Consider the following 20,924-nt stretch of genomic DNA (forward strand, 5'->3'; position numbering starts at 1 on the left):
CTATTGTTGGTTTACCGTGGTTTTCAGGTTGACCAAGTAGACATAGTGGTCGAAATTCGAGGCCGATATGCCACTTATAATGATAAAGAATCCGATCAAACTCCATTTGTATGCCCGCCTCTCAAAGTCAGCCTCGTTCCGCTTACGCTAAAATTGCCCCCCTCGCATATTTTATATATTGGTTTGTAACATTTTTAGGACAAGACAAGGATCTTTCGAGATCAAGGTTTAGCCGTCTTCTCGAAGATCGCTTGTATCCAGTGACCACGCTTATTCACAATCATACTATACCAAAATCGCAATTTCAGTAAATTTCCAGGTGTATCTTCCTCATAATTTTCTGTGTCTCAACAAAGCTTATCGCTGCGCCCTGACGCATTACATGTGGTTTATCGAAGTTTTCTTTAAAACCGGCACTTTGTCCTTTCAACCCCGATACCTGGATCGATCGCAAATGCATTGGAGAAGCTCAAAGCGTCCTTTCGCCCCCGATTCATGAATCATTAGCTATACCAGGAGAAGTGCGGGTCAAAGATCGGATTCACTTGCAGAAGCGCTTGCTGGAGCAGTCGGTCCATCACGGTCGGGATACCAAGCAGCCGCACGCCGCCTCCGGGTTTGGGGATTTCCACACGTTTGACCGGTGAGGGTCTGTACGTTCCCGCAAGGAGCGGTTTTCACCGCTTCCCAGTGTAAGCTTGTAACTCCGTTATCGTTACGCCGTCCACCCCGGGGGCCGACGAGTGAGCTGTACGAATCCTAGATCCTGGGGGAGACGCTCGGTCGTCTGGAGTACGCCGCTCACAGGCAGTGGTTCGCAGTCGTGACCGGCGATTGCGGAACCGGGAAGACAACGACAATTCGGCGTTTTGCGGATACGCTCGATGCCGCGAAGTTCAAGATGCTGTATCTGTCAGACTCTAAGCTGACGCCCAGGCATTTCTACAAGGGATTACTCGAACAACTCGGTTGCGAGTCGAAGTTTTATCGGGGGGACGCCAAGAGACAGTTGCATCGGGAGATTGAGTTAATGCGCGGGATTCATGGCCTGCAGCCCGTCGTCGTCGTGGACGAAGCGCACCTGCTTGACCGAGAGATGCTAGAAGAGGTACGATTCCTGCTCAACTTTAAGATGAATGCTCAAAGCCCGATGGCGCTAATTCTTGTCGGACAAAGAGAGTTGTGGGAGCGACTTGCATGGATATTCGCTCCAATCCTCTTGTTTACACTTAGGAAATCTTTCACCCTAAAGATGACGCCCATGCTGGGCGTACAGCGAATACACGCCGATACAACGCGGCTGGCACTGAGTTGACTATGATAAAGCTGCATTAACGCAGCAATTATTTGATATTTTCTTGCTTTATCGCAGCATGAGTGTTATTGTATTGAAGAGGTGAGAGTATGTCCGTGTTAGGCGACCGATTGAAAGAAAGTCGCGAAAAATGCGGCTTGAGTCTAAAAAAGGTAAATCAAATTACCGGCATAACAGATTCGAGACTCAGCAAGATGGAAAGAGGGCAAATTAATTGCACTCCTGATGATTTAAAAAAACTTGCCCGATTATACAATATTCAATTGATACCGCTTTATGTCCTGGCCGGTTATTTGACTGAAGAGGACATTAGAGAATATCAATTTGTGTTTCGAGGTGTTTCATCTCTTGACGACGAGGAAAAGCAACTCATTCAAACACAGATCGATATTTTCAACAAAAAAGGGAAGGTTGAGCAGATATGATATTTAGACTTGGGGAATTGTTTTGTGGTCCTGGCGGCATCGCCTGGGGAGCCATAAATGCACGGATAGATAATGACGCTTTTAGAATTGTACATCAGTGGGCAAATGACTATGATGCAGATACCTGTGAAACGTACAGATATAATATTTGCCCAGATGCACCTAATACTGTATACCATGAGGATATACGAAAACTCGATATGTCTAAATTAGCTCCAATTGATGCATTAGCGTTTGGATTCCCTTGCAATGATTACAGTGTTGTTGGTGAACAAAAAGGTATGGATGGTGTCTACGGCCCCTTATATTCCTATGGAGTCAAAGCTTTAAAGATTTTTAAACCACAGTGGTTTTTGGCGGAAAATGTAGGCGGACTTAGAAATGCAAATGATGGTAAGGCCTTCACAATGATCCTCAAAGAATTAAGAGAAGCCGGCTATACAATAACACCTCATCTGTATAAATTTGAAGAATATGGAATACCTCAGGCAAGGCATCGTATAATTATTGTTGGCATCCGGAACGATATCAACGTTGAATTCAAAGTTCCGTCAACAGCGCCTTATGCCCATATTGATAACACTTGCAGAAACGCAATAGAAAATCCTCCTATTCCAGAGGATGCGTATAACCACGAATTGACGAAACAATCTGCTACCGTTGTTAGAAGATTGCAACATATTCTCCCTGGGCAAAACGCATTCACAGCAGATCTTCCAGAAGATTTGCGGCTAAATGTTACAGGTGCAAAAATAAGCCAAATCTATAAGAGACTTGATCCAACAAAGCCTTCCTATACAGTTACAGGGAGCGGCGGAGGCGGAACGCACATCTATCATTGGGAAGAGCCGCGGGCATTGACCAATAGAGAGCGTGCGAGATTACAGACATTCCCTGATAACTATAGATTCCTGGGAAGTAAGGAAAGTGTGCGCAAACAAATCGGTATGGCAGTACCTTGTCAAGGTGCGAAAATTATTTTCGAAGCAATCTTAAAATGCTTTGCTGGAATTGAATATGAAAGTGTTGCCCCAAGTATTAAAGAGTAAAAAATCAAGTTGCTTTGTTGTTGTTTCTCCAACAAAGCAACTGATTTTTTTACACATGGAAATCCATATAGTACTGCTCATCATCAATTTTATAAAAGGTAACATCCGTTCTTCCATATTTCAACAAATCTTGCTTCGTGACGAATGCTCCATTCGCCAGACCCAAACGTTTTCGGAAATATTCTCCAAGTTGAGCATTGCTAAGAGGAGTTGTAATTGCCTTATTATTCTGTTGCTCTACCCTTAAAATGAGCGTATGACCGTCATCTGTAACTACAGTAAAATGCTGTTTATTAAGCGGAAAGAACCCCGTCCTTGCAATATGTGCAGGAAGACGTATGTAAGCTTGGTTTTTATTTCGGCCTTTACGCTGCCCCCAATTTAGTCCGGACTTTTCTCCAATATCCCCCTTACTCGTAAGAAGAGATAGTGATGCTGAGACAATCCCTTCTCCAGCCAGTTTGATTATGGGCTTGTTTTCAGCATCTAATATTTGATGTGTTGGACGTAGAACGATATGGTCTTCGACCTCTGAGTGGTTACAATAAATGGATTTCGCCTCAACTTCCTCAAAAAATCGATAGGCTTCATCCGGATCACAGTATTCCATGATCTCTTTTCGCGATGAAACAAATGCGTTTTGTATGAAATCTGCAGAACCTGTATAAGCCAGCATTGGCGTTCCGCTCTTTAGCCAAATGTATAGATTCGCATGGACTGGCGGATTTTCGCATACATAACTGCAAGTAAAACTCTCCACAACATTCAGATATTGCCTGCCATGGAGTTCTTTAAATCCTTCATGTATAGGAACACTAAGCCCGTCATAAGGAACCATTCCGATTACCAATGAAATATTGACAGAAGGCATATTCTGTTCTTGGAAACTCTTTATTAACCAGGACGCCATATTAGGAGTAGCATATCCACTTAATATCAGCAAAGTATCTGCTCCTTGAAGGGGAGGAGCAAACAAGACTCTATGCGCTATATTATTAGTGAACATACATGACTTGCCCTCCTACACTTCAGAATTATCTTCAACTACATCATAATATATGATACCGTGAGGAAGTTTAATATTAGGTACCCAAAGAGCTTTTCCGCCCCATCCCTTAGTTCCAGTGACTTGATACATAGTGAGGACGATTTTATCTATGAATGCGCCTCCCAATTTCCAATCATTAGGAGACAATAATGCGCCTGTTCCCTGCGCCACATTCCTTTCTCTACGAACTATTAAAATACCCTGACCAGCAGGTTGCTCAGAAAGAATAGCATCAATTACAGAGAGGAACGCACTCAATTTGAAGTCTGGACTCGGTACAATATGCGTCAATATCTCCTTAATCAATCTCAGATTTACTTGATAGTATGGTTCATCATCGGAGAAATGTTCTAACAGCTTTGAAATATCCTCGATTGTATCATTATCTGGATAAAACGGGAAATAGTTTGTTCCTCCCGAGATAACTCCCACGTGTTTATTATCAAGCACATTCTTTCTGGTTGGATTAATTCCATCAGGATAGTAGATTTTTATTTTTTCTATCCCTTGCTCTATCTGAGCGATGATGGAATTGTTAGTGGCATTGATATCCGAAAACAATTTATAAAGATGTTCTTCTATAAATATCTTCATCATGCCGGGATCTCTGTCATAACCGAACATTCGACTATGTTGCCACATAGTGTCAGCCTGCGGATTCTTACTTGTTCTTGTGTAATAAATTGTTTGCAAGCCTGGGAAAGTGACACCTCGGCCAAGGGTATTCCCGCCGATGATAAAATTACAACCTCGTTCATATTCAACACTTTCAACATCTGTTTTGCCGTTCATCACAAGGATTTTTATACCGTTATTTTTCACCAAGTCCTTGGCAATCTTGCAGATATTGTCGAACGGAAGTTTTTCGCTTTTCTTGGGTTCTAGTGTTGCATACTGAACTTCCAATTCTGCAATAAAATCATCATCGATATGTTCTGCACACCATCTTAGTTCTTTTATTACTTCGTCTGCAAAACGCTGATGGACAGCTTGACGTACACTTGGATGTAAAAGACAATTTGACACTTTTCCGCCGGTTCCAATTATCTGCGCAGAAACAGCAAGATGGCGTGTAACAACATTTCGTGTTGGCCGCTTAATGTTTTCAAGAAAATCAATACAATCAGGTTTCTTTCCGCTAGTCGGAAAGAAAAAATCCCCGCCTAGATAACCATCTCCAGGCTGGAAGTAATATGAAAAATAAGGATGCCAGCCTGAAGCAAGTGTCTGCAATAAGATAGCTTGCGGAGTAGCAGTAACCTGCAGATACAAACTGCTAGATGCGCCATTCTTTATAGAATCCAAATACCTATTAATCGACGACTGGCCATTGCGGTTTACAAGCGTGTTCAATGAAGCGGCATCTGCCTCATCGTCAACAATAAAGAGCGGATTACCCTTCATAAAGCCCGTAGAGTTAAATACATTCGCCCATAGCCTCAGCACTCTGGCATTTTTTTTGAGAACAACAATCGCTGGTTTGACAAGGCTATTCTCAATAAACAACCCTGAATCGTTTTCGCCGCAAATACAAAATCCGTCCAAATCGTCTCTGACACGTTTCAAGGTTTGTTGTTGCAAAACAACATTATCTGTTGTAAGCAAGACAAATGCCGGGAAACCAAGGTCCGCCGCTTTGCACATGATGCCAAACATTTGGCCCGTTTTTCCTGATTGTACATTGCCAAACAATAAACCAATCTCATGGCTTGTAAATGAGAAATTGCGAATATGTTGATTGCCAATATCTTCAGCAGTTCTAGCTATGGACTCCGCCAATTTTGCATTGCCTCGGTTCGTGATCTTTTGAAGGTATGTTTTTAAATAACGCATCGTCGCACCTCTCACTCATTCAAAGCCATTGTTTCAAACGATAACATCCACACATCAAGCTCGGATCCGTCTTCATCCAAAGCTTTTTGGTCAGTTTTTGAAAGCACAAGGCTATCGCAACCGTACTCTCGTAACATTTCTTTCGTAATCATTCCCTTTCGATCTGTATCTGCTTGGGTATCGTTAACAGGTGTTACAAGTCCTGCAGCAGCAAGTCTGCCTTTAATCCAACGGCCAAGTATGAGTTCATCTCCGACGGCGCTGAACTGTTTATTGCCATCACTCGTAGTATGCGCCTTAAACCAATAGCCATCGTCGGTAACGACAAAAAATGCCTTGTTCTTTTCCGGGTATCCTGGGGCGCGAGTTATTTCTTTACTCACGGTTAACTGAGTCTCGTACCAATCACGGGATTTTCTCTTGCTTCGCGGTGCTGCATAGCAAACATTAATATTTGATTTCGTATAATGCTTCCCATCATCCATATGCCGCTCATCATAAGCAGGAACTTTTAACGGCAGTACAAAGGAAACTCCTGTTTTATGCTTTTCATAAAGCTGTACAGCTGTTGGAGGAAGTTGAGTTACTGTATCGATGCCGCTAAGTGATGTATTTACTTCCCTTATTAGTGACATTCCTTTAATATGGTCAATATTAGAAGAGCAATTATCTTCTTTAAGCCTTTCAATAAACTCCGCGATTTTTCTGCATTCGGCAGAATCGTCAGTAAACGAAGAGATTTCATACTGTCGGCGATTACTGGCCTCCAGTTTAATCGCTCCTAAGTTTGCAGAACCAATAATCGCGGAAAAAGGCTTTCCATCATGATAAAAGCAGTATAACTTGCCGTGATACTTAAATGCTTTTACAATCCTTATTTCGCCAATACCAGCCTCTTGCCATTTCCTGTTCAGTTTAAGCGCGCAATTATATGATCCTTCCGGCATTCCTTCTATGAAGTACATACCAATAGTAAGGCATATACTCGATACATTGTGTTTTTCAACCAGAAGGTCAAGTTCTTCTAAAGCTGCGCGTGATACATAACCAACCGCAATATCCACACGATCTGATTTTGCAATTTGCTCATGAAAACAGTCAATAAATGTATCTTGACCTTCGGTTGTACCAAGGGGCAAAATATTTGAGTATAACAGTTTCATTAAGATACTCCATCTCCTTACATCGATTTGTCTTTTTGTAATCTCTGTTTCCTCACCAGCATCGCAATTAACAGCCCACAATATACTAAGCAGGATCTCGGTTATAATATATTTGTCTGGTAGATTTTATGCAATTGCCATCTTATCAGTAACTGCCGGGCTATTTTCCTGCAATGCCAAAAAAAGGGTTCTCTGCTCAAGGTAACACCTAGATTTATGAACAAAGCAATGCGCAGTATATCTCGTGATTGTTGTTTACATGCCATTACTGTTAACAGATTTATTCATTATCTTGTAGCTGATTTCGACAAACAGGGCCAAAAGTCCTTGTGGACAAAGCAATGGGAGAATATCGGCTTTCGATTCCCAGTTCTATTTAAAGCCCGCATCACAAGTAATACAGATTCAATTAAATTTCTAATATTTATCATAACAGAAAACAGCACTCTGCATTTCAGATAGATCAAATGCTCCGATTCTTGAGGGTCATAGTATGAAGCAATCTTGGAGGATTCTATGGTGGATATGTTTACAAAAGATCAGCGTTCGAAGAATATGAGGGCAATACGTTCCTCAGGGTCTTCGTTGGAAAGCAAGGTTACAAAAGAATTATGGAAAAAAGGGGTCAGATTCAGAAAAAACGTTAGAAAACTTGTTGGCATTCCCGATATCGCCATCCAAAAGTACAAAATAGTTATTTTCATTGATTCTTGTTTTTGGCACTCATGTCCAATACACGGAAATAAGCCGAGCTCCAATAAAGAGTACTGGGAGAAAAAACTGCAGAGGAATGTTGATAGGGATAATGAAGTTAACCAATACTATTCTAAGTTAGGATGGAAGGTATTACGGATCTGGGAACACGAAGTTAAGCATGACTTTGAGGGTACGATAGAGAAAATAGTAAATTGGGTTAACGTGTCTAAATCAGAATAACAAAGCCGCCTGCAAATACATGGGCGGCCTATTCGGGGATTCAATCATATTTTTGGTCATATTTTACGGTCTTGCATTTCGAGCATTCAACTGTACATTTCCGTTCATAATTTAACTTTTCTATGGAGGTTAAGCCTTCTGGATAACGTTCAACTTCTTTTACGAACATTACGCCTCCGCATAAACATTTGAACATCTAATCCTTCATTCCTTTTAGCTTGTTTTAGTGTTTGATTTATCATTCGACATTATCAAATAAAAACCTTCTTTTACCTGCAGATTCCTGTTTCCAATTATCAGCACTCACTTATTTTGTCGTGCAGAAATCACCGCCAACGGCGTGATCGGCGAGTGTCAACAAGGCCACAAGAATGAGAACCAGTTACCTTCGAGGCGAGTGCAGGAGCTCCAGAATAACATCCGCATCAAATTGCCGAAACGTCGAAACTGGCGCAATCTACATCTCCTGCGTATGCACGCCGGAGATAACGTAGCCTCGCGGCGTGGCTTCGCTTTCCTCGAGCAGGAAAATCAGTTGTTCCACGCTGCGTGTCGGTCGCTCGCGGCGAAGTGAAATGGTATGGTGTTTCTCTACGAATTATTTCAACACAGCATCAATAATATCCACTACTTGTACCCATACAAAATCATTTCTTTGAGTAAGTCTGACGCTTTTTTGTTGCTGATCAATTCTTGTTATTATTCCTGTTAATTTTGAGACATCAAATTCCTTGAATAATACCAATTCCACTTCTTTTTTGGAATGCATCGATTCAGCGAGGAGCATGGATATCCGTTCCATCTCCTGATCATCTAATTGTGGCCGCGAGTTCTTTCGCAAATTCTGCTGGTGCATGATGTAAGCCTCCTTGTGTTCCGGAAGCATCATTCTGGACGATTCGAACAGACCATTTCCTTGCAGTTTTTTACTCATTTATAATGTCCTCCAATTTTTTGCGCTCGATCCCGCGCTTGGCCCGAAGCTTTTAAAGAAGAGGCCCTCATGATCGCGGTGCTTCCGTATTTCTCTTTAATACGGTCAGTGGTTCTTTCCAACGCTAACTTTACTTCGCGGTTATTGAATAAAGTAAGCTGATATTCCTGATCGCTTACCAATTGACTTAAAGTGACCCCAATTTTTCGAATGGGCAACCCATCCCAATGTCGTTTAAATAGTTTTTTCGCTGCATGGAAAACCTCATCCGTGAGATTCGTCGGGTCGGGTAATTTCATTTGTCTGTAGAAGCCGGAAGGGTGATCAAAATCGGCTCCTTGACAACCTACCGAGACTACCGAGCCCATATAGCCTTTCGTTCGGGTTCGTTGACATACTAACTCCGAGAGTTCTAACAGGGGTACCATGATGTCGTCAAACTCCCGATAATCGAATGGAAGGGTCATCTGATGGCCGATTGCTTTTTGCAAATCGTGTGTACTTGGAGTTACCGGGGAATTATCCTTGCCGTTGGCAATGAGCCACAGAACTTCGCCATTCACTCCCCACTTGGATCTTAATTTTGCCAGGGGAGTCTGAGCCAACTGGCCAATTGTATATATCCCCATGCTCGTTAAATGCCGGCACATCCGGGAGCCCACCATAAACATCTGATGAATCGGCAAAGGCCAAAGCACTTCTTGCAGATCTTCCACAGGCAAGTGGAAAATACCCGAAGAATTACGTTTGGCGAAATTATCGCATGCCATTTTGGAGAGTACCTTATTTTCACTAATTCCAATGCGTACACGAACGCCCGTTTCTTTCATGACTTTATCCTGAATGCTCTTAGCAATCTCATGAGGATCGCCAAAAAGCTGTAAACTTCCCGTGACATCCAAATACTGTTCATCTATGCTGTACGGCTCTACCAAGTCAGTGTAGGATTGATAAATTTCTGTAATTTGCAAGGATACCCTGATGTATTCCTCCATACGAGGACGAATGACCACTAGATCAGGACATTTTGCAAGTGCCTCTCCAAGCCTTTCTGCAGTAGTAATACCATGTTGCTTTGCAAGGGGACACGCGGCGAGGATGATCCCGGAGCGACGGGCTGGGTCTCCTGCAACAACAACAGGTTGATCTTCATACTCGGGATGGGCGGCTTTTTCAACACTTGCGTAAAATGATTGACAATCCGCCAACATTACGATTCGACCTTTGTTATCGCTTTTCATAGGCTACTCCTTAAGTCGACGTTCAGATATTTACTCAAATATTTATTAAGCTCCGCTTTTACCAAACCCCAAAGCATAGAGAACCTATGTTGATAGCCCCTGCACAAATAACGGGCCTCAATGCACAATTCGGTTCGCTGTTGCTCGTACACCTTTATTCCTCTGCCGCGCATTTTTTTCCGAAGCAACGTAACGTCTGCAGTGATTAAATCTTGCGCAGATCGTAAGGCTCTTACATATACAACGTCCATCTTTAGCTTTACTGTCCCTAATGCTTTAATATCCCTTTCCAACACATCCAAAAGAATAGGGAGTAAAATGTATTCTTTGACCAATTGGAGGTCTCCTTCAGTCTCCAAGGGCGCTTGTGTCATACAATCAGCCTCCCGCCTAACTCTTCATTCGACACCTTCCCGCAAAATTGAGCATAAATAGACAGAATTATGCTCAATTTTTATTTATGCTCAATACTAAACTGCCCGAAAAAACTGTTTTTTTCAGGCGATTAAAGGCTTTTTAGCTTTATGCACACATATTTTTATATTGATACCCAAAAAAATGGTGTCGATTTCGCCCGGCTCGGCATAATCTCTCGGCAGCGTCATCATATGGCTGACCGACTTCGGCGCAGCATCGAAGGTGCGCGGCGTCACCGGGGAATCATCCAGCCCGTTGGCCGTCCGCCACATCACCTCCGCCTGAATGTCGCTCTGCTTGCCGAAGCGGGCCCGGAATTTCTCCTTCAGCACCGGCAGCGGCGTCCGGGCAATGTCGCCGATCTGGTACATGCCCAGCCGGGTGAAGTGGGCGGCCATCCGGGAGCCGACCCCGAACATTTTGGGAATCGGCTGCGGCCAGAGCGCTGCAGGCACGTTGGCGCTGGGCAGGACGTACAGCCCGCTCTCATTCTTCTTCGCCCAAATGTCCGTAGCCAGCTTGGCAAGCATTTTGTTGGAGCTGATGCCGATACGGATCCATACCCCGGTCTGGGCCAGCACTTTCTGCTGGATGGATCTGGCCATGGCGATCGGATCTCCCTGGAACAGGTGCAGGCTGCCCGATACGTCGAGAAATTGCTCGTCGATCGAGAAAACCTCAACCAGGTCCGTGTATTCCCGGTAGATGTCCGTAATCATCAGGGATACATCGATGTAATGCTGCATCCGGGGACGCATGACGACGAGCTCGGGGCATTTCCGCAGGGCCTCGCCCAAACGTTCCGCCGTCGTTACCCCAAAGCTCTTGGCGATCGGGCATGCTGCCAGGATGATCCCGGAGCGGCGGGCCGGGTCTCCGGCCACGGCTACCGGCTTGTTCTTGCATCCCGGATGATCCGCCTTCTCAATGCTGGCATAGAAGCTCTGGCAGTCTGCCAAAAAAATCGTCCTTTCGCGCATATGCTTCATCTCGGCGCCTCCCATAGCCTCATCAGAAGAATCATCAGCTCCGCCTTCACCAGGCTTCTCAGCATCTTGAAATGATGGATATAGCCCCGAACCTTGTACTCCACCTCGACGCCCAGCGCATTCATCGTCGTATTCAGCACTTGAATGCCCCGCTGGCGCATTTGGCTTCGGAGGGTCTTCAGCTCGAGATGAATGCTGCTTTCAATTTTTTTGAGGTGAAAAATAACGAGATTATAAATCAGTTTATTCTGGTACAGGCTGAGTTCCTCGATATCCCTTGCCAGCATATCCAGCAATACAGGCAGCAAGGTGTATTCTTTGATGATTTGAAGATCCTTATCTGTCTTGATTGTTGAGTTATTCATCATATTACACCACCGCAATGCGAACGTATATTCGTTAATATATTATACACCGAACGTAAGTTCGTTATGCAAGTGAATTTTATGGAAAAAGGACGATCCGGAATAGTTCCTTAATATTATAACAATTACATTTAATGGTTCTTATTGCGGAGATTGCAAGTAAGCAAGAAGTCATCTTCAGGCCCTTGCAGTCCTACCCGAAATAAACGAACAAAGCCTGGAAGCAACCAATGATCCTATTCTAGGACCAGCGTAGGTTTTTTGATGAACTGGGATAATTTGGCAAAACGCCTGAAAACCGCATTGTTAAGCGATTTTTTGGCGAGACTTTGGTATCATTTTTGTAACCTTTATGGAAGCAGGTGTAAAAACAGAGCGAAACTTCGAAATAAGCAGCGCGTCTAATTAGGAGCGAACAGCAGGAGCACTGCGTTCTATGAAAACAGCAGCTTGGAAACATAGCATCGTGTTGCTTCGTTTTTCAAGTCGTTTTCACAGGGGCGAGAGCTGAAGTAATTTAAAGGCGATAATGGGATAAACCGGGAAAATGGAGCTAGATGACTTCGATTACACCGGGAAGGGCCCAGATTCAAAACGCTTCTATTAGCCTAGTTACTTTATTAGACTACTTGGTTAATGATAGAGGTAATACGAGAGGAGTGGAGGTGTGAGGGGACCGTACTGGTAAGATCGCCTGCATACAAAAAAATAGCGAGGTGACAAGAGCAACCCGATGACAACGTTAGCGCGAAAAAGGTTAATTATTTTATTTGTGCTTGGCGGTCTTGTAATCGCCGGGGCAATTTACCTCATCATCAGGAGCCTGCCTCCGTCCCATACGACCTACGAAGCTTCGGACGGCGCAAAAATCAAGTTCCAGACCTCGGGGGACCGGTTTATGGAATACAAGAGCGAGGGGAAGTGGCAGGAGATTTTCGTAAAAGGCGTCAACTTGGGAGCTACGGTTCCTGGTCATTTTCCAGGGGAATTCCCGATTACGGAGAAGGATTATATGCGCTGGTTCGAGCAAATCCAGGACATGGGGGCCAACGTAATTCGTATTTATACCGTGCACAATCCGGTGTTCTATAAGTCCTTGGTCAAATACAACCGCGATAAGGGAGACAATCCGCTGTACTTCATTCAGGGCATCTGGTCGCCTGAGGAGCAATTGATCCAGCAAAGGGATGCGTATAACCCGGAAATCAAGAAACAATTTCACAAGGAAGTTGAAAAAGCGGTAAAAGCGGTGTACGGAGATTTGAAAATACCGGTGGAGCCGGGAGCTTCGGGGGGAAAGTACAGAGCGAATGCAGGGCCTTATTTGATGGCCTGGCATATCGGCACGGAGTGGGATCCCGAGATGGTGGACAATACGAATGCCAAACACGCCTCCATAAAGCCCTACAAGGGCAGGTATTTCTCGGCGCTGGATGAGGCCAGCCCGTTCGAGAGCTGGCTCGCCGAACTGATCGATCAAACGGCCGAGCTGGAAGCCGCCTATGGCTGGCAGCACCCGATGACCTTTACGAACTGGGTTACAACGGATGTGCTTGAGCATCCTGGCGAGCCTTTGTTCGAGGAGGATCTGGTCAGCGTGGACGCTATGCACATCAAGCCGGTGGACTGGGAGGCCGGGTATTTCGCAGCCTATCACGTGTATCCGTATTATCCGGATTTCTTTCATCTCGATAAGACGCTGGAAACGATTCCCGACGGAAAAGGCGGGTTTAATACGTATAAAGCTTATTTGCGGCAGTTAAAAGAGCATCACAAGGATATTCCCATCATGGTGACGGAGTACGGCGTGCCTTCGTCTGTGGGCGTGTCGCATATTGGCCCTGGCGGACGGAATCAGGGCGGCCACAGCGAGGCTGAAAAGGCCGAAATCGACGTATCCTTGACGAAAGACATTTATGACGAGGGCTATGCCGGCGCCATATTATTCATGTGGCAGGATGAGTGGTTTAAGAAGACGTGGAATACGATGCGCTTTGAAATTCCCGAGGATCGCCGTTCCTATTGGCTGAACGTTCTGACGAACGAGAAGTTCTTCGGCCTCGTATCTATGGGACCGGGCAAGGAGGAAGTTCTTATCATTGACGGCAAGCTGGACGATTGGGATGCTCTGCCGGAAAATGAGGTTCAGTCGTGGGACAAGCCTGCTCCCGGTATTGAACGCCTCCGCGTGACGCATGATGAGGCCTATGTGTATGTAGGACTTACATTGACCGAGGATTTTGATCCAGAAGCCCGGCAAATTTACCTGGGGACGCATACGCAGCCCGGAGGAGATCAGCCGGCCGCAGAGCTGCCCGGCATTAAGCTGAGCGACGGGCTGGAAAATCTGGTCGTCATCGGACGAGACGAGGAGACGGAAGTAAGAACGGCTCCGAGCTATGATTTTCATTATCGTCTCTATGGACCGGACGGCTATCAGATGCTGGATGATCTGGACGGGAAGCAGAGATCCCAGTTCCAGCCATGGAAAATGGCGGTCAGTTTGCTGATGACGCCGCCGGATACCCGGACACATCATCCATTCCAAGAAATGACGGTCGGTGGCCTGGTGCGAGGGACATCAGATCGAAACGATAAGGATTTTAATTCCCTGACTTCATGGCAATACAGCGGCAGGGAAGTAGAGCTGCGCATCCCCTGGATGCTGCTCGGCTTTGCGGATCCAAGCTCCCTGCAGGCTATTGATTACAGTCCGCTAAAGAGCGGCCGCAGCCGTATGTTTACAACGGCGCAAATCGATGGAATCACTTTCTTGCCTTGGATGAAGGACCGCCGCAGCCAGGAGGTGTTCGGTCCGGGCAGCGATGGACCCGTCAATCTTGAGGAACAGCCGAAATATACTTGGTCGCCTTGGGAAACTGTGAACTACACCGAGAATTTAAAATCCGGCTACTACGCGTTGAAGGAGTTTTACGAAAGCTTGCCGGAACATCAGCCTGAATAGTCCGGTGCTTGGTATATAGAAGGAGGAATGTTCTTTATGTATACGCATCTTACCACGGCCATCTATTTTATTTACGTATGCCTTGGACTGATCGGGAGCGGAATCGTGCTCTTGTTTGCCATGAAGTTCAATCATTTGCACAAAATGAAGAAGAGCCGGCAATACTTGCAGAAGCACCATGATTATTTTAAATTTATTCAATCTCATATGAACGGAAATTCGGAGCTGCCTCTGCCGCCGGGCAAGCTCAAAGAGCTCGAAGGCCGGGTTATCCAGCAGAAATTCATCGAATGGATTGACCAGTTCAAGGGCGAGTTCCGCGAGAAGCTGATCAAGCTGTGTCATGACGCAGGCTTCGTCCGCAAGGATATCAAGCTGCTGGACAGCTTATTCTACGGACGGCGGATTGCAGCGGCTTACCGCCTCGGGGGGATGCGGGCGGCTGAGGCGGTCCCCCGGCTGCTGCAGATGCTGAAGAGCGAGCGCTATACCCCGCTTACGATCGTCGTAGCCCGGGCGGTGGCCAAGAGTGCGGATAATGAGGAGCAGCTGAAGGAAATGCTGCAGCACCTGCTTCGCCACGGCAAGCCGATTCATCATATGGCTGCGGACATCGTGATGGAGACCCGGCTCGATGCCAGCCGCCTGCTGCTAAAGCTGCTGGACGATGAGAATCAGGATCTAGTAAAAGTAGCTCTCGTGGCGATGTGGGGCCAGGCGATTCCAGAGGTGGTTCCTTCCCTGGATCGTCTGGTCGGCGCCGAGCAGACGGATGTCCGCGCCGAGGCCGTCAAGCTCTATTTAAGCTCCAATCCGGTGCTTAAGGATGACACCATCAAGAATCTGATGGCTGATAAAGATTGGGAGGTGCGCGCCACCGTGGCGAAGTCTCTCGGCTCCCTGCATGCTGCCGGCAGCATACCGCTCCTGCGCAGTGCACTGAAGGATCCGAACTGGTGGGTGAGGAACAACAGCGCCGAGAGCTTGGCCAAGCTGGGAGAAACGGGCTTTGAGGTTCTCTGCCAGATCGCCATGAACGGTACCGGCGTTGAGCGGGAGACCGCGATGTATCATATCGAAAGAGCGATGCTGCAGGATCAAGAGCACCACAAAATAGACCAAATGGTCGCCTATAACAAAAAAAAGCTGCTGTACGAACGGTATTTCGGCACCACCGAGCGAAGACCGGTTCGTCAGATCGCGGCGGTCGGAGGCGATTACACTGCTTAGAGACATCTTGCTAATCTACGGACTGTTTGCCATCTATTACGTAATGACGGTAAATACGATTTATTTTTCGATTATGGCTTTTTCGTTTCGCAATATTTTAACGATTTTCCGAAGGTCGGCTTATTCGAAGTACAACACGCTCTCCGGCTCGGAACTGGTGCCTTCGGTATCCCTGCTCGTGCCGGCCTTTAACGAGGAGCTCACGGTCATCGAGAACGTAAAATGCTTGCTGACCTTGAATTATCCGACTTATGAAGTGATCGTCATTAACGATGGCTCCAGCGATAATACGCTGGGGGTGCTGCGGGAGGAATTTGGCCTGGAGCCGCTGCCGAATCCGGAAATACGGAATTCGATCGACTGCCAGCCGATTAATGCTGTTTATTATAATCCTCAGTATCCGCATCTGTATGTAATCGATAAGCCGAACGGCGGGAAGGCGGATTCCCTGAATGCGGGTATCAACCTGTCCCATTATCCGCTCATCTCGTCCATCGATGCCGATTCTCTGCTGGAGAAGGATGCCCTGATCCGCATGGCCCGGATGTACATGGAGAACCCGGAAGAGACGGTGGCGATCGGCGGGGACGTGCGGATTGCCAACGGCTGTCTGATCGAGAACGGCGCGGTCAAGGAAGTATCGCTGCCGCGCAAAATGTGGCCGATGTTCCAGGCGGTGGAATATTTGAAGGCGTTTCTGGGCGGACGCATTGGCTGGAGCTCGATCAACGGATTGATTATTGTGTCCGGAGCGTTCGGATTATTCCGCAAAGACTATGTCATCGCCGTTGGGGGATATCGAGGAGGCTACCCCGGCGAAGACATGAACATCATCATCAAGCTGCATCGCTACATGCTGGAGAACAAGCTGAAATACCGGGTAGCCTTCTGTCCGGAAGCGGTATGCTGGACGCAAGCCCCCGATACCTACCGTATTTTGTCCAATCAGAGGAAGCGCTGGGGGCGCGGTAACCTGAAGAACATGATTGAGAACTACGACATGGCCTTTAACCCGAAATACAAGGTGATGGGGCTGCTGACGATGCCCTATAACATTATTTTCGAAGCGCTGAATCCGTATTTCAAGATCACGGGGCTGCTCGCATTGCTCGGATATACGCTGATGGACATGACGCACTGGAGAATCCTCGTCGTGTTCGGGCTGATTAATATTTTAAGCGGTTATTTGCTCAGCGTCGGCGCCTTGATTCTGGAGGAGCTTGCGTTCAAGAGGTTTACAAAGGTATCCGACCTGGCCCGTCTGCTGCTCTTCTCAGCATTGAAATTTGTCGGATATGCCCAGCTTGGCGGACTGTGGCGGATTCAGGGGCATATTCAATTTCTGCGCAATAACAATTCCTGGGGAACGATGACCCGGACGAGCTGGAAGGAAGAGAGCAAAGCAGCCAAGACGGCTTAAGCCCTCAAGGCTCCGGGGATTTCCGGAAGGGAGTTGATAGCCGACTGCAATAGCTCTGAGGCGAAGAGCCGGATGATTAATATATGAAGAAAGGCGGGAATTCAGATGCCGAATACGGCAGCATTGCAAACCAAAATCGAGCAAACTAGTCTATACTCAACGATCGAGCATTATGTGAAAGAGTTCGCCCAGGAGGTGAACGGAGTTCTCTTTATTTACTCTGCGGATGCTCCGTCTTATTTGGAAAAGCAAATTCGCGGAATATTGGAATCCCAGCCTGGCGTGTCTTTTGAGCTCTGGAGCGGAAGCGAGCCTGGCAGCTATGCTGTTCTGCTGCCCGGGCAGCCGCTCGACGCCGTGCACTTTCAAGGCTTGCTGCTGAAGCAGCGGATCCACGACATCATCGGGGAGCTGGATCTGCATATGACCTTATCGAGCTTTCCCGAGCAAGGCGAGTTAAGTGAGCAGGTGTTAAAGCAAATGGAGGAATCGACAAAACTGAGCCCTTCAGGGGATATCCATATTTTCTCTAGACGGGAGCTGCGTTCGTCACAGAGCCGCATTCTAATCGTCGAGGGGGATCCGACGGTACGCGAATTCCTGCAAATCAGGCTGCAGATGCAAGGGTACGAGACAGCCGTAGCGGATAACGGGATTTCCGCGCTGGAGCTTATCGAGAGCTGGAATCCCCATTTGGTGCTGACTGAGCTCAATCTGTACGGGATCGACGGCCTGCCCTATATCCACCATATTCAACAGCTCAACGTCAAGAAAGCGCCCAAAATCGTAGTCTTGACCGAGCAGCGGGTGGAGCAGACGATCAGCCTATGCTTCCAAAGCGGAGTAGATGATTATATTACGAAGCCTTTCTCGCCCGTCGAGCTGGACGCACGGATTCGGCGCTGCATTTATTAAATAGAATTGACACCGATACTAGATAAATAACTGGAGGTTGAAACCTGTGAATAAACAATACCGTGATTTATTGGAAGCTATCGAGTCGAAGGAAGCCGTGCTGTGTGTCGTCGGCCTGGGATATGTAGGCCTTCCGCTGGCCGTGGAAATGGTCAAGCAAGGATTCAAGGTCGTAGGTATTGATCTGGATTCCAGAAAGATCGAACAAATTTACCGCGGGGAATCTTATATTCACGATATCTCCTCCACTACGCTCAGCGAAGTCGTACAAACGGGACGTTTTCAGCCGACAACCGATTATGCAGCTCTACAGAACGTGGATGCGATCAGCATCTGTGTGCCGACACCGCTTAGCGAAAACCAAGACCCTGACACATCCTATATCGTCACTGTAGTTGAGAACATTAAACGCTATATGAAGAAGGGCATCCTGATTACCCTGGAAAGCACGACCTATCCGGGTACGACGGAAGAGCTGATCCAGCGCGAACTGGAGAGCCTTGGACACGTGGTTGGAGAGGATTTCTTCCTCTGCTTCTCGCCGGAGCGGGTAGACCCGTCCAATAAAAATTTCAATACATTCAATACGCCAAAGGTTATCGGCGGAACGACGGAGGCATGCCTTGCGCTCGGCGTAGCCGTATACAGCAGATATGTCGAGACGGTTGTACCCGTGTCGTCGCCGAAGGTAGCTGAAATGTCCAAGCTTCTTGAAAATACATTCCGCAGTGTGAACATTGCCTTCGTGAATGAGATGGCAATGATGTGTGACCGGATGGGCATCGATGTCTGGGAGGTCATTGATGCTGCGAAGACGAAGCCATTCGGCTTCATGCCGTTCTACCCGGGTCCAGGAATCGGCGGACATTGCATTCCGCTTGACCCGATGTACCTGTCATGGAAAGCAAAAGGATTCCGTTTCTACAGCCAGTTCATTGAGCTCGCGCAATCGACGAACGACAATATGCCATATTATGTGGTGAACAAAACATCGAAAATTTTGAATGAGTATGCTAAATCCATTAAAAAATCGAACATCCTTATTCTCGGCATGGCTTATAAACCGGATATCAGTGATCTCCGGGAGTCGCCGGGTCTTGAAGTATATGAGTTGTATAAAGATAGCGGTGCGGCGGTGGATTATTATGATCCGTTCGCCACGAGCTTTAAGGACAAAGCCGGAGTCACCGTTCATAGCGTGGAGTACGATCTGGAGAAATTCAAAGCCTACGATTGCATGGTTCTGGTAACAAATCACTCGAATCTCGATTACAGCGCCATTGCGTCGCTTGGCGTTCCGATTCTGGATACGCGCAACGCATTCAAAGAATTCAAGCTGCCTCACGTTTACAAAATCGGTCATTCCGTGCAGCATGTGGGCGAGCAGGAGGCGTTGATCGTAGGATAGGATAAGCCCAGTTTTTTGGATATGACAAGTCCAGTTATGTATAGAACGGGACTAGCTTTTAGATATGACGAGTCCAGTTATGGATAGAACGAGATCAGCTTTTGGATATGACGAGTCAAGTTTTTTGGTAGAACAAGACCAGTTTCTGGATATGGCGAGTCCAGCTATTGGATTTAACAAGACAAGATGAAGATGGGACCAGACGCTAAATACACAGAATAGCGGCTTAGCCGTGAATTTCAGGAGTGGAGGCGGAGATGAAAATAAACTCTTTATTAAGACGGTACAGAGGGCTCGCGATAGCAGTAGCATCAGGATCAGCTGTCCTACTTGCTGCCTTGTTTGTTGTTCTACTCCGTCCTTCCGTCCCGGAAGCGAAGGCGACTTGGCTCTGGGACGCCAAGCTTGTGGAGAACCATACGGAAGAGATTATTGAATTTGCCAAGGAGCAGGGGGTAACGACCCTCTTTCTGCAAATCGGAAGCGAGGTTAGCGATGCCTCGTACCGCCGGTTTGTGGCAGCTGCCTCGGAGGCCAAGCTGGAGGTTCACGCTCTTAACGGTCATCCGGAATGGGCGCTGCGCGAGGAACGCAAGGAAGCGAACCGCTTCCTCAACTGGGTCAAGCAGTACAATGACGAATCCAGGCCAGAGGAGCGGTTTGCAGGCGTACAGCTCGACGTAGAGCCTTATCTGCTGAAGCGGTGGAGCACAGATCGGGATTTGATGGTAGAGCAGTGGATGGAGAGCGTCCGGGTCTGGGCTGAGCTCGCTGAGCGTAATCAGCTCCAGATCGGGGCTGCGCTCCCGTTCTGGCTCAATGGCATCGAGCATGAGGAGCTTGGAGAAGGCCGTGATTTGCGGCAGTGGATGATTGATAAGTTCGATTATGTGGCGCTTATGGCTTATCGCAACGCGGCCGACGCCATTTACGAGGTATCGCGCGCGACGCTGGAGGAAGCCGACGTACAGAGCAAACGGGTCTGGGTAGGCGTTGAGCTGACGAAGAGCGAGGAAGGGCCGGGAGTTTCCTTCTACGAAGAGCCCTTGTCGTCTATTACGAGAGAATTGGACAAGCTGGTGACGCTGGTCGGCAAGCATTCCTCGTTTGAAGGCGTAGCCGTGCACAGCTATGAATCCTGGCGGAACAAGCAGGAGACGAAGGTCGCGCAAAAAACGGATGATGCGAATGCGCTTGCTGAAGACGCATCGCCATAAACGGAGATGTGCCCGATGAAGACGTACAGCCATAAAAGGATAATACGCCGCTGA

General features: G+C 47.0%; 17 protein-coding genes and 2 pseudogenes. 10 read left to right on the plus strand and 9 right to left on the minus strand.

Going from position 1 to position 20,924, the window contains the following annotated elements; all coding sequences use genetic code 11:
* Positions 1-506: 506 nt before the first annotated feature.
* A pseudogene (locus tag BN2762_RS27780) lies at positions 507-746 on the minus strand (group II intron reverse transcriptase/maturase); the annotation flags it as partial.
* 41 nt (positions 747-787) lie between these two features.
* Between BN2762_RS27780 and BN2762_RS14305 the strand changes: the two are divergent.
* The 3 genes from BN2762_RS14305 (at position 788) to BN2762_RS14315 (ending at position 2,789) form a co-directional block, all read left to right on the plus strand.
* Entirely contained in the window at positions 788-1,315 is a 528-nt protein-coding gene (locus tag BN2762_RS14305; RefSeq protein ID WP_262362848.1) for an ExeA family protein, read from the plus strand.
* 89 nt (positions 1,316-1,404) lie between these two features.
* Positions 1,405-1,740 carry a helix-turn-helix domain-containing protein gene (locus BN2762_RS14310; RefSeq protein ID WP_055107615.1) on the plus strand — a complete coding sequence of 112 codons (336 nt, stop codon included), beginning with the start codon at positions 1,405-1,407 and terminating at the stop codon, positions 1,738-1,740.
* Positions 1,737-2,789, plus strand: coding sequence for a DNA cytosine methyltransferase (locus tag BN2762_RS14315; protein WP_055107616.1), 1,053 nt, complete (start codon positions 1,737-1,739; stop codon positions 2,787-2,789). Before BN2762_RS14310 ends, BN2762_RS14315 begins: the two co-directional genes overlap by 4 nt.
* A gap of 49 nt (positions 2,790-2,838) precedes the next feature.
* On the opposite strand, the gene BN2762_RS14320 is transcribed toward BN2762_RS14315, so the two are convergent.
* From BN2762_RS14320 to BN2762_RS14330, 3 genes are read right to left on the minus strand one after another with little or no spacing between them, the layout of a single operon-like run.
* Positions 2,839-3,795, minus strand: coding sequence for a restriction endonuclease PLD domain-containing protein (locus BN2762_RS14320; RefSeq protein ID WP_055107617.1), 957 nt, complete (start codon positions 3,793-3,795; stop codon positions 2,839-2,841).
* Between the two features lie 15 nt (positions 3,796-3,810).
* A complete protein-coding gene (locus tag BN2762_RS14325) occupies positions 3,811-5,670 on the minus strand; it encodes a Z1 domain-containing protein (RefSeq protein ID WP_055107618.1) in 1,860 nt (619 codons plus the stop codon).
* Positions 5,671-5,681: 11 nt separating this feature from the next.
* On the minus strand, positions 5,682-6,833 hold the full coding sequence (locus tag BN2762_RS14330; protein ID WP_055107619.1) for a restriction endonuclease PLD domain-containing protein: 1,152 nt from the start codon (positions 6,831-6,833) through the stop codon (positions 5,682-5,684).
* A gap of 516 nt (positions 6,834-7,349) precedes the next feature.
* On the opposite strand from BN2762_RS14330, the gene BN2762_RS14335 reads away from it, so the two are divergent.
* The gene (locus tag BN2762_RS14335; protein WP_055107620.1) at positions 7,350-7,769 is read left to right on the plus strand and encodes a very short patch repair endonuclease; all 420 of its coding nucleotides are present in this window, start codon (positions 7,350-7,352) and stop codon (positions 7,767-7,769) included.
* A 598-nt stretch (positions 7,770-8,367) separates the two neighbouring features.
* Here BN2762_RS14335 and BN2762_RS14340 read toward each other — a convergent pair.
* From BN2762_RS14340 to BN2762_RS14360, 5 genes and pseudogenes are all read right to left on the minus strand, one after another.
* A complete protein-coding gene (locus BN2762_RS14340; RefSeq protein WP_055107621.1) occupies positions 8,368-8,703 on the minus strand; it encodes a YolD-like family protein in 336 nt (111 codons plus the stop codon).
* Positions 8,700-9,944: a DNA polymerase IV gene (locus BN2762_RS14345; RefSeq protein WP_055107622.1), complete on the minus strand. Its 1,245-nt coding sequence runs from the start codon at positions 9,942-9,944 to the stop codon at positions 8,700-8,702. Before BN2762_RS14345 ends, BN2762_RS14340 begins: the two co-directional genes overlap by 4 nt.
* Entirely contained in the window at positions 9,941-10,318 is a 378-nt protein-coding gene (locus tag BN2762_RS14350) for a YhjD family protein (protein WP_055107623.1), read from the minus strand. The genes BN2762_RS14345 and BN2762_RS14350 overlap by 4 nt, the downstream gene beginning before the upstream one ends.
* A 138-nt stretch (positions 10,319-10,456) precedes the next feature.
* Positions 10,457-11,350 (minus strand): annotated as a pseudogene (locus BN2762_RS14355) (DNA polymerase IV); the annotation flags it as partial.
* Positions 11,347-11,718 (minus strand): YhjD family protein, encoded by a 372-nt coding sequence (locus tag BN2762_RS14360; protein ID WP_055107625.1) that lies wholly within the window; start codon positions 11,716-11,718, stop codon positions 11,347-11,349. The gene BN2762_RS14360 and the pseudogene BN2762_RS14355, both read right to left, overlap by 4 nt.
* Before the next feature lie 730 nt (positions 11,719-12,448).
* Here BN2762_RS14360 and BN2762_RS14365 point away from each other — a divergent pair.
* From BN2762_RS14365 to BN2762_RS14390, 6 genes are all read left to right on the plus strand, one after another.
* Positions 12,449-14,680, plus strand: a complete 2,232-nt coding sequence (locus tag BN2762_RS14365; protein ID WP_055107626.1) for a hypothetical protein — start codon at positions 12,449-12,451, stop codon at positions 14,678-14,680.
* A 36-nt stretch (positions 14,681-14,716) separates the two neighbouring features.
* Complete coding sequence (locus BN2762_RS14370) at positions 14,717-15,910, plus strand: HEAT repeat domain-containing protein (RefSeq protein ID WP_055107627.1); 1,194 nt, start codon at positions 14,717-14,719, stop codon at positions 15,908-15,910.
* Between the two features lie 43 nt (positions 15,911-15,953).
* On the plus strand, positions 15,954-17,330 hold the full coding sequence (locus BN2762_RS14375) for a glycosyltransferase family 2 protein (protein ID WP_187386601.1): 1,377 nt from the start codon (positions 15,954-15,956) through the stop codon (positions 17,328-17,330).
* Between the two features lie 105 nt (positions 17,331-17,435).
* On the plus strand, positions 17,436-18,245 hold the full coding sequence (locus tag BN2762_RS14380) for a response regulator transcription factor (RefSeq protein ID WP_055107628.1): 810 nt from the start codon (positions 17,436-17,438) through the stop codon (positions 18,243-18,245).
* Positions 18,246-18,291: 46 nt separating this feature from the next.
* A complete protein-coding gene (locus tag BN2762_RS14385) occupies positions 18,292-19,653 on the plus strand; it encodes a nucleotide sugar dehydrogenase (RefSeq protein WP_055107629.1) in 1,362 nt (453 codons plus the stop codon).
* A gap of 257 nt (positions 19,654-19,910) precedes the next feature.
* Positions 19,911-20,870 carry a hypothetical protein gene (locus tag BN2762_RS14390; protein WP_055107630.1) on the plus strand — a complete coding sequence of 320 codons (960 nt, stop codon included), beginning with the start codon at positions 19,911-19,913 and terminating at the stop codon, positions 20,868-20,870.
* The last annotated feature ends 54 nt before the right edge of the window (positions 20,871-20,924 follow it).

It is taken from the genome of Paenibacillus ihumii, assembly GCF_001403875.1.
Lineage (GTDB): Bacteria > Bacillota > Bacilli > Paenibacillales > Paenibacillaceae > Fontibacillus > Fontibacillus ihumii.